This window comes from Rhizorhapis sp. SPR117, from assembly GCF_021742065.1.
Genome location: NZ_JAKKIE010000226.1, coordinates 1 through 564, shown reverse-complemented (window position 1 = coordinate 564; position 564 = coordinate 1). Strand labels below are relative to the sequence as shown.

Annotated in this window: 1 protein-coding gene; it reads left to right on the top strand. The window is 53.9% G+C overall.

What is annotated here, in order from left to right:
- Positions 1-561, top strand: a 561-nt coding sequence (locus L3X40_RS22120; protein WP_237367472.1) for a nuclear transport factor 2 family protein, incomplete at its 5' end; no start/stop codon positions are given.
- Positions 562-564 lie beyond the last annotated feature (3 nt).

Sequence of the window (564 nt, the reverse complement as noted above, 5' to 3'; positions counted from 1 at the left end):
GGAATTGCCGCGGTACGAATGCGCACAGGGGATACGAGGATGGCGATTGTGGACCAGACGAAGTTGCAGGCGGCGATCGACAAACAGGAGATTCATGACGTTTTGATGCGCTACTGCCGTGGCGTTGATCGATGCGACATTGACCTCTTGCGTTCAGTCTATCACCCTGACGCAATCGACGAGCACGGCTTGTTCAACGGCAGTGCAATGGAGTTCTGCGAATTTGTGATTCCAAGGCAGCGTCGCTACGCCCATTCGATGCACAGTATTTGCAACGTACTTGCCGAAATCGAGGGGGAAAAGGCGCACGTAGAATCCTATTTTATAGCGTATATCTACAACAAAGAAGACGACGGACAGTTTTATGACACCACGGTGGGCGGGCGCTACATTGATCGCTTCGAGAAACGCGACGGTGCCTGGAAAATCGCACATCGGGTGGTCGTAATGGACTGGAACCGACACCATCCCTCGCAGGCGGTCTGGGACGAGGGAATGTTCGCGGCCTTGAACGTCCGCGGCACAAAAGACAAAACCGACCCAGTCTATACTCGCGCATGACAA